Below are 9,304 nucleotides of genomic sequence, written 5' to 3'. Positions count from 1 at the left end.
GCCGATGATGACGGCCACTCGTGGCCGGGCTACCGGACCAACGGCCGGTTGGACGGCCGCGCGGCCGCCATCCGCCAGGCCTCCGAGCCGACCGGCGAAGGCCCGCAGGACCTCGACGAGAGCGGTCGCCTCCTCCCTTTCCCAAGGGACCACGGCCAGGTCGGCCCGGCCGGCCTCGGCGCAGACGCCGGCCCAGTCGGCCGGGGCTTCGATGACCGGTTCGTCCGACCGTCCACATTGCTCGGCCGCCTCGCGGGCGACCGCCCGCCAACGGACCACCCTGCCTTGGACTCGCTCGGGATCTGGACGGGCCACCGTCCGGTCGGTCAAGACCGGCACGACCCGGGCGACCCCGAGCTCGGTCCCTTTCTGAAGGACCGACTCAAACCGATCGCCCTTCGCCAGGGCTTGATAGAGATCGACGGCTATCGGCGCCAGGGGCAGACCTGGGCGATCCTCCATGACCGGCCCCCCACCGCTCAGTTCGCCGGAGCCCCCGCCTTCGAGCCTGACGACGATTTCGCGCCCGGGAAGGACGGCCGCCACCGAGTCACCCGGGCGCAGCCGGAGGACTCGTTTCATCTGCCGCACCTGGTCGGGATGGAAGATGACGCGAGACCCACCGCCGCCGGCCGACTCCAGGTCCGCGGGGTCGATGAAGAACCTATGCACGGCCGGTCACCCCCAGATGGCCGGGCTTCCGCGCCGGGCCGCTCCCGGCGGCGGAAGCCAGCAAGCTGTGCCAATCGCCGTCCCGCCGCTCGTCGACGAGCTCGAGCCCGGCCCGTCCAAAGGCCTCGACGACCTCGTTCCGCCGGGCCCGGATGATCCCCGAGGCGATCACCTTCCCGCCCGCTTTGAGGGCCCGGGCCAGGTCCGGCGCCAACCGGACCAGCGGGTCGGCGGTCAGGTTGGCGGTGACCAGGTCGACCGAACCCGGCTCCAATCCGGCCAGGAAGGCCCCGCCGTCGTCCTCGACGACCCGGATCGTCCCGGCCACCCCGTTGGCGTCGGCATTGGCCGTGGTCGCGGCCACGGCCACCTCATCATGGTCGACCGCCAGGACCGTCGCCGCCCCCAGTCTGGCGGCGGCCACCGCCAGGATGCCCGAGCCGCACCCGCAATCGACCACCGATTCCCCCCCTTTGACCTGCTCTTCCAGGAACAGCAGGCAGCCGGAGGTGGTGGCGTGGGTCCCGGTCCCGAAGGCCATCCCGGGGTCGACCACGATGACCAGGTCGGTCGGGTCAGCTTCGTATTCTTCCCAGCTGGGACGGATGACCATCCGCCGGCCCAACCGGTGCGGCTTGAAGTAGGTCTTCCAAGCATCGACCCAATCGGCCTCGTCGACCTCGACCGCGGTCAACCGCCCCGGACCGAGGTCGAGGCCGCCGGCGGCGATGTCGTCGAGCCGGCGTCGGAGCCGCTCGAGCCGCGGCCCCAGGCTCTCCGAACGAGGGTAGTGGGCGGCGACGGTGACCTCCGGGGAAGGCGGAGCGGCCTCCACCGGCTCGCCCTCGCCCCAGAACCAGCCCCGCTCGATCACGGCAAGGAAAGAGGGGTCCTGGATGGCTACGCCACCGGCCCCCTCCTCGATGAGTGCGTTGGCCACGGCCTCGGCGGCCTCACTGGCGACCAGCACCCTGACCTCGGTCCACTTCATCGCGCCGTCCCTTTCCGCCGGAAGAAGCCAGTCCCCCCGCCCGCGGTCCCGGTCGAGCCGGACTCCTCGCCGCCGGCCTTGGCGAACTCCTGCAGGATGCGGCGCTGCTCGGCGGTCATCCGCTTGGGCGTCTGGATGACCACCTTGATGTGCTGGTCGCCGCGACCGTAGCCGCGCAGGCTGGGAATGCCCCTGCCCTTGAGCCGGAAGACCGTCCCGGTCTGGGTGCCCTCGGGGATCCTCATGGGTGACCGACCGTCCAGGGTCGGGACGTCGATCTCGGCCCCCAGGGCGGCCTGGCTGAAGCTGATCGGCACTTCGCAGTACAGCTCGGTCCCGTCGCGCTTGAACAGCTCGTGGGGAAGGACGCGGAGGACCACATAGAGATCGCCGGGCGGACCGCCCAGCGGGCCGGCCTCCCCTTCCCCGCCGACCCGCAGGCGCGACCCGTCGTCCACTCCGGCAGGCACCTTCACTTCCAGCTTTCGCTCTCGGTAGACGCGGCCTTTGCCGCGGCAGTCAGGACAGGGCGTTTCGATGACCCGACCCGTCCCCCCGCAGTGGTCACACGGGCGGACATTCACGAACTGGCCGAAAAAGGTGTTCTGGGCGAAGCGGATCTCGCCGGTGCCGTGGCAGTGGTCGCAGACGGCCGGCTTCGTCCCCGGCTTGGCCCCCGACCCGCCGCAGATGGGGCAGTTGTCCCACCGGCTGAACTGGATCTCCCTGGTCAGGCCGGCGGACGCCTCCTCCAGGCTGATCTCCATATCGTAGCGGAGGTCGGCTCCGGGCTGCGCACCGCGCCGCGTCTGGCCCTGCCGGCCGGTCCCGAAGAAGGCGTCGAAGATCCCGCCGAGGTCGCCGAAGGGGCCGAGGTCACCGCCGAAGCCGCCCGCGCCGGCCTGCCCGCGCCCGAAGGCGGCGTGGCCGAACTGGTCGTAACGGGCCCGTTTCTCCGGGTCGCCGAGGACCTCATAGGCCTCATTGATTTCCTTGAACCGCTCACCGGCGCCGGCATCGCCCGGGTTGGCGTCCGGGTGGTGTTTCCGAGCCAGAGCCCGGTAGGCTTTCTTGATCTCCTCCTGGTCGGCCGAGCGGTCGACCCCCAGGACTTCGTAGTAGTCTCGTTTATCGGCCATCGCGGGAATGATCGAACTCCTTTGGCTCAGAGCTTGGTGGTCCGACTGGGCCCGCTGAGGCCGGCCAAGATCCGCCGGGTCACGGTGACATCGAGATGACGCGGCCCGGCGGCGTCGGAGATGATGCAGGGGAGGTTGACATTGGTGATCGGCCGCCGTTCCAGGTCGGCCAAGGCCCGGCGGGCCGCCCGGAGGAGCTGGCCCCAGGCCAGTTGATCACGGCGGAGATCGATGCCCTCCCTGGCCTCGAACTCGGCGGCCAGGTAGGCGGCGACCGTCTCGGCCAGGGCCGCGCCGTCGGACGAGGCCGCGTTGTCGGCCAAGGGCTTGGCCACCGCTTCATCGGCCATGCCGAACGCCTCCTCAGAAGCTCTTGGTCAGGTCTTCCGAGCCCGGGCCGGATGGCCCGGCGGAACCCCGCGAATCGGGCTTTTGCTCCCTCATCTTGATGATCGTGTCGATCCGCAGGATGGCCTCGGCGATCTCCCCGGCCGCCTTGAGGGCCTGCACCTTGACCAGGGCCGGGTCGATCACGCCGCGCTCGAGCATGTCGGCGATCTCCCCGGTGTCGCAATCGACGGCCAGTGAGTCGCGCTTCCTCTTGGCCTGGGCGGCGACGACGTCGCCGACCTTCTCCAGCGGGTTGAAGCCGGCGTTTCCAACAATCTGGGCGAGGGGCTTCTTGAGCGCCTCGATGACGCAGTCGAGGCCGTAGACGCTCATCCCTTTGACCTCGTCGCGGCGGCGCCCGAGTTCACGACCGACGGCCATCTCGATGGCCCCGCCTCCCGGGACGACCCCGCCCTTGACGGCGGCCTGAACCGACGAGGCGGCGTCTTTAGCGATCCGCTCGCGCTCGCCGACCACCTCCTCGGTGGCCGCGCCCACCAGGATGGTGGCCATCGGCTTGCCGCGGCCGCCGACGATGCGGACCTGCTCCAGCCGCTCGTCCTCGTAGACCCGCTCGGCCCGGCCGAGATAGCGTTCGATCTCGGCGGGTTCCTTGCGGAGGGCCGTCCGCTTGACCATCCGCGCCCCGGTGTGTTCGGCCGCCTTCCTCAGCTCGCGCGAGGATACGCGGCTCAGGACGATCGACCCGGCATCGGTGAGGATCTCCTCGGCGATGTCCTCCACCCCGCGGTCGACCAGGATGACCTTGACCCCCAGGGCGACCAGCTTCCTGAGGTTCGTCCGGAAGTCTTCCTGCAGCTCCATGTAGCGGGCGAAGCCGGCCTCGGTGGAGAGAGCCTCGTCTTCGATCTGTTCGGGCTCGAGGGCATCGTCGACGATGAGGATCCGGGCGTCCTCGATGGTCCTGGGCATCTGCTTGTTGAGGCGTTCTTTGTCGATGATCACCCCGAGGAAGACCTCGTTCTCCGCGCCCTCCTCGGCCAGGACCGTGTCGGCCAGCTTGAACTGGGGCTCGAGGAGCTTCTCCGGGCCGATCATCCGGGCCGCCCCGACCACCAGGTCGGCGATGTCTTCGTGATCCCGGCCGGCGATCAGGGCCACCCGCCGGAGGACCGGGTCGTCCAGCCCGTCGACCTTGATGGATTTCTTCTTGATCAGTTCGATGGCCGTCCGGACGCCCCAGCGGACCCCGTCGATGACCCGGGTGACCGGGACGCCCTTGGCGACCTGGTTGACCCCTTCGCCGAGGAGGGCCCCGGCCATGATGGTGGCCGTAGTCGTCCCGTCCCCGACCTCGTCTTCCTGGGCCCTGGCCGTATTGATGACCATCCTGGCGGCCGGGTGGTTGACATCCATGCGGGTCAGGATGGTGATCCCGTCATTGGTGATGACCACCTCACCGAAGCGGTCGACGAGCATCGTATCGAGCCCCTTGGGCCCGATGGTCCCCTCGACCGCCGAGGCGATGGCCCGCACGGCGTTGGCGTTGGTCAGGAGCGCGGCCAGTCTTTCGTCGACCTCGGAACCGCTGGAGACCTGTTTGACGTTGGACATCGGGCCCCTCCTAGACGGTCAGCGCTCGGGCGTCGATATGGTCACCGCTTCATCCGACGGGTCAGGACGCTGGACAACTGATCAGAGACATAGCTGACGACGGACATCACGTGGGCGTATTGCATCCGGGTCGGGCCGAGGACGCCGATGGCCCCGATCATCCGCCCGCCCGCTCCGTAGGCCGCCGTCACCAGGCTGCAGTTCTGCAGTTCGTGGTAGGGGTTCTCGTGGCCGATGAAGACCCGAACCCCGCCGCCGGCCGGCGAATCGCTGAGGAGGGTCGAGACGAGATGCTCCCGTTCGAGGAAACCCAGGAGGTCGCGGACCATCCCGAGGTCGCCGAAGTCCGGCTGGTTCAGGATGTTGGCGGTGCCCCCGAGATAGACGCGGTCCTCAGTCTCGGTCGGGCCGGTCCGGCCCAGGGCGTCGAAGATCGTCCCGATCAGCCAGCGCTGTCCGGTCGACCCCTGGTTGAGGCTGCGGGCGAAACCCCGGGTCAGCTTGCCGAGGATCATCCCACGAAGGCTGCGGTTCAGGTTCCTGGAAACGACGGCCAGGTCGCCGTCGGCGAGGTCGTCTGAAAGGTCGATGATCCGGTGCTCGACCAGGCCGACGTCGGTCACGAGGACCATCAAGAGCCGGTCGCCGGGCAGCCGGATGAGCTTCAGCTCGCGGAAGACGGCCTTGGCGTAGCGCGGGCCGAGGACCATCGCGGTGTATCTGGTGGCCTCGGAGATCAGCTTGGCCGTTCTTTGGATCAGGGTCTCGGCGTCATGGCTGCCGTCATAGGCCTCGCGAATCCAACGGGCGTCGATGGCCTCCAGGGATTCGAGGTCCTCCGGTTCGGCCAGCGAGTCGACGTAGAAACGGTAACCCCGGCTGGACGGCACGCGGCCGGCCGAGGTGTGCGGCTGCGACAGGTAACCGAGGGCCTCGAGATCGGCCATCTCGTTGCGGATCGTGGCCGAGCTGACCCCCAGTTCGTGGCTTTCGAGGAGGCCGACCGACCCGACCGGCTCGCCGGTGCGGATGTACTCCTCGACGAGGGCTTTGAGGATGACGTGCTTCCGCGGGTCGAGGCCCTTCGGCATCTTGCCCAACTCCCCCCATGGCCAGGTCGTGGTTGGCTACGGTCCCCCGCCGCAAAGAGCCTTCGGCGCTGCTCGGGTGCCCTTCACGGGTCTTGATTAGCACTCGCGGAGCGGGAGTGCCAATTCCGCCTTGAACATAGCATCTGCTTCAAGGCCTTGTCAAGTCTGATCGCCAAGCCGGGGTGAGTCGAGGAGCACGTCGGTGAAGACGAAGCCATCGCGTTCCACCGTTGAACCGACCCGCAAGGGCACCGGCCGCGATAACATCGGACCAGCGTGGACGCAAGTGTGGAATTCACCGTTCTCCCCGCAGGGGTCGATTCCGGCGGGCAGGGCGGCCAGGAAATCGGGGTCGAAGGAGGACCCGGCCAGGCCACGGGGCATCTTGCACGGGTCGAGACAGGTCACCACCGCCCTCAGGCCGCCGGCCATCATCTCCCGCGCCAGGGATCGCGTGTCCAGGCCCCACAGCGGGAAGTGCGCGGCCATTCCAACCCGGGAGAGTTGGGCTTCGCGGTAGGTCCGCAGGTCCCGCAGGAATAGGTCGCCGAAGGCGACCCCCGAGACGCCTTGCTCCCGCGCCTTCTCCAGGACCGAGCGCATGGCCGTCTCGTAGACCTCGTTGGGGCACGGCGCTGGGATCAGGACCTTCTGGAGGGGCAGGCCGACGGCGTGCGCCTGGGCCTCGAGGACGGAGACCCGGACGCCGTGCATGGAAACCCGATCATAGGGCGCGGTGATCGTCGCCAGCAAACCCACCACGTCCAGCTCGCCCCGACGGCGCAGCTGATGAAGGGCCCAGGCACTGTCCTTGCCGCTGCTCCAAGCGACCCAGGCCTTCGGTCTGTCCGTCCGCCCCACTCCTTCCCGCGTCCCGGCCGCTCAGTCGACGAACTCCTGAAAGACTTGATTGGCCAAGAGGAGGCCGCGCGAGGTCAGGTGGAGCCGGCCGCCCTCGACGATGGCCAGGCCGGTGGCCGTGACCCGGTCGACCGCTCCGGGGAAGAGGTCCGCGAGTCCTCCGCCCTGCTCGGCGGTGAAGGCCTCCAGATCGAGCCCGTCAAGGGTCCGGAGGGCCAGGAAAGCGGCCTCCCCGGCGGCTCGGCGTGGGTCCAGCTCCTCGCTCTCGGCCAGCGGGTCGAGGCCGGCGGTGACCCGGCCGACATAGTCTTCCAGGCCGGTGACGTTCCCGCGGCGAGTCCGGCCGTGGTGGGACCAGGCGGCCACGCCCAGACCCAGGTAGTCCTGGTTGCGCCAGTAGAGGAGGTTGTGACGGGATTGACCGCCAGGCTTGGCCCAGTTGGAGATCTCGTAGTGGATGAAGCCGGCCGCCCCCAGGGCGGTCCGCCCCTCCTCGTACATGGCTGCTTCGAGGTCTTCCCCCGGCAGGTCCAGTTGCCCGGCGGCGAGGTCGGCGCCAAAGGGGGTACCCGGTTCGACCTTGAGTCCGTAGGCGGCGACGTGCTCGGGGTCGAGGTCGACGGCCCGGTCGAGGCTGTCACGCCAGTCGGCGACGGTCTGGCCGGGCAGGCCGAAGATGAGGTCCAGGTTGACCCGGTCAAAGCCGGCCCGCCGGGCGTCGGCGACCGCCCGGCCGATCTCGACGGTGTCGTGGACCCGCCCGAGGCGTTTCAGCAGGTCATCCTGAAAGGCCTGGGCCCCCAAGCTCAGCCGGTTGAAGCCGGCCGCCCGGAGGATGGCCAGGCCGGCCGGGTCGACCGTCCCGGGGTTGGCCTCGATGGTCACCTCGGCCCCGGGGGCCAAGTCGAAAACCCGGCCGAGGTCCCGGAGAAGGGCGGCCAGGTCGCCCGGGGCCAAAGTGGTCGGCGTACCACCGCCGAAGTAGACCCCGACAACGCGCCGCCCGGCCAGTTCGTCGGCCCGCGCGGCGGCCTCGCGCCGTAGGGCCTCGAGATAAGACGGGAGGATCGAGCGGTGACGGCCGATCGCGTAAGAGACAAAGTCGCAGTAACGGCACTTGCTCAGACAGAACGGGAGATGAACGTAGAGGCCGGCGTCCGACCCGCGGGGGTTCACTCGATCTTCAGGACGGCCATGAAGGCCTCCTGTGGCAGGTCGACCGACCCGACCCGCTTCATCCGCTTCTTGCCCTCTTTCTGTTTCTCGAGCAGCTTGCGCTTGCGGGTGATGTCGCCGCCGTAGCACTTGGCCAGGACGTCCTTGCGCATCGCCTTGACCGTCTCTCGAGCGACGATGGTCCGCCCGATGGCCGCCTGGATCGGAATCTCAAAAAGGTGCCTGGGAATGGACTCCTTCAGCCTCTCGGTTAGGGCTCTCGCCCGGGGCAGCAGCTTATCCTCGTGGATGATTACGGAGAGAGCATCGACGGGCTCGCCGTTGACGAGGATGTCCATGCGAGCGAGCTTCCCGGGACGGTAGGCCAGGAAGTCATAGTCCAGAGAGGCATAGCCACGGCTCCTCGACTTGAGCTGATCGAAGAAGTCGAACATGATCTCGCCCAGGGGCAACTCGTAGATCAGTTCGACCCGCGAAGGGTCGAGGTACTCCATGGTCGAGAAGATGCCACGGCGGTCGCGGCACAGGTCCATCAGCGGCCCCAGGTAGTCCGTGGGCGTGATCAGGCTGGCCTTGACATAGGGTTCCTGGATCTCGGTGAGCCGGTCGGGACTGGGCAGGTCAACCGGATTGTCGATCATCTTGACCGTCCCGTCGGTCAGGATCACTCGGTAGACCACGTTGGGAGCCGTGGTCACCAGGTCCAGGCCGTATTCGCGCTCCAAGCGCTCCTGGATGATCTCCATGTGGAGGAGCCCGAGGAAGCCGCCGCGGAAGCCAAAGCCAAGGGCGGCCGAGGTCTCCGGTTCGTACACCAGCGCCGCGTCATTGAGCTGCAATTTCTCGAGGGCCTCGCGGAGGGGTTCGTAGTCGGTGGGTTCCACCGGATAGAGCCCGCAGTAGACCATCGGCGTGGCCCTGCGGTAGCCGGGGAGCGACGCCGCGGCCGGCCTCTCGGCCGTCGTGATGGTGTCGCCGACGTGGGCGTCGCGGACCTGCTTGACTCCGGCCGCCAAGTAGCCGACGTCCCCCGTCGGGAGCTCGTCGACCTGAGTCATGGATGGCCTGAACACGCCGACCTCGCTGACCTCGAAGTCCTTGCCCGTGGCCATCATCCTGATCTTCAGGCCTTTCCTGATCGAGCCGCTGAAGACCCGGACATAGCTGATGACTCCTTTGTATGAGTCGTAGTGGGAATCGAAGATCAGGGCCTGGAGGGCACCGGAGGCGTCACCCCCCGGCGGCGGGATGCGCTTGACGACGGCCTCGAGGACGTCCTCGAGGCCGATGCCGGTCTTGGCCGACACCGGGATGGCTTCCTCCGGGTCAAGGCCGAGGACTTCCTTCAGCTGCTTCTTGACCCGGTCGACGTCGGCGCTGGCGAGGTCGATCTTGTTGATGACCGGGAC

At 68.5% G+C, this 9,304-nt stretch carries 9 protein-coding genes; all 9 read right to left on the bottom strand.

Annotation, left to right across the window (positions count from 1 at the left end):
- On the bottom strand, positions 1-672 hold a 672-nt coding region (locus VGL40_00495; protein ID HEY3313753.1), incomplete at its 3' end, for an RsmE family RNA methyltransferase.
- On the bottom strand, positions 665-1,663 hold the full coding sequence (prmA, locus tag VGL40_00490) for a 50S ribosomal protein L11 methyltransferase (GenBank protein HEY3313752.1): 999 nt from the start codon (positions 1,661-1,663) through the stop codon (positions 665-667). The genes prmA and VGL40_00495, both read right to left, overlap by 8 nt.
- On the bottom strand, positions 1,660-2,802 hold the full coding sequence (dnaJ, locus tag VGL40_00485) for a molecular chaperone DnaJ (GenBank protein HEY3313751.1): 1,143 nt from the start codon (positions 2,800-2,802) through the stop codon (positions 1,660-1,662). Before dnaJ ends, prmA begins: the two co-directional genes overlap by 4 nt.
- Positions 2,803-2,828: 26 nt before the next feature.
- Positions 2,829-3,152, bottom strand: a complete 324-nt coding sequence (locus VGL40_00480) for an Hsp70 family protein (protein HEY3313750.1) — start codon at positions 3,150-3,152, stop codon at positions 2,829-2,831.
- Between the two features lie 13 nt (positions 3,153-3,165).
- Positions 3,166-4,767 (bottom strand): TCP-1/cpn60 chaperonin family protein, encoded by a 1,602-nt coding sequence (locus VGL40_00475; GenBank protein ID HEY3313749.1) that lies wholly within the window; start codon positions 4,765-4,767, stop codon positions 3,166-3,168.
- 41 nt (positions 4,768-4,808) lie between these two features.
- Positions 4,809-5,858: a heat-inducible transcriptional repressor HrcA gene (gene hrcA / locus VGL40_00470; GenBank protein HEY3313748.1), complete on the bottom strand. Its 1,050-nt coding sequence runs from the start codon at positions 5,856-5,858 to the stop codon at positions 4,809-4,811.
- A gap of 159 nt (positions 5,859-6,017) precedes the next feature.
- Complete coding sequence (locus VGL40_00465) at positions 6,018-6,719, bottom strand: ATP-binding protein (GenBank protein ID HEY3313747.1); 702 nt, start codon at positions 6,717-6,719, stop codon at positions 6,018-6,020.
- 21 nt (positions 6,720-6,740) lie between these two features.
- On the bottom strand, positions 6,741-7,895 hold the full coding sequence (gene hemW / locus VGL40_00460) for a radical SAM family heme chaperone HemW (GenBank protein ID HEY3313746.1): 1,155 nt from the start codon (positions 7,893-7,895) through the stop codon (positions 6,741-6,743).
- A partial coding sequence (gene lepA, locus VGL40_00455; GenBank protein HEY3313745.1) for a translation elongation factor 4 occupies positions 7,892-9,304 on the bottom strand: 1,413 nt, incomplete at its 5' end. The genes lepA and hemW, both read right to left, overlap by 4 nt.

Source organism: Bacillota bacterium, assembly GCA_036504675.1.
Lineage (GTDB): Bacteria > Bacillota > Sulfobacillia > JAJYWN01 > JAJZPE01 > DASXUT01.
The sequence above is the reverse complement of the archived record's forward strand: the minus strand, read 5'-3'. Positions and strand labels throughout refer to the sequence as shown.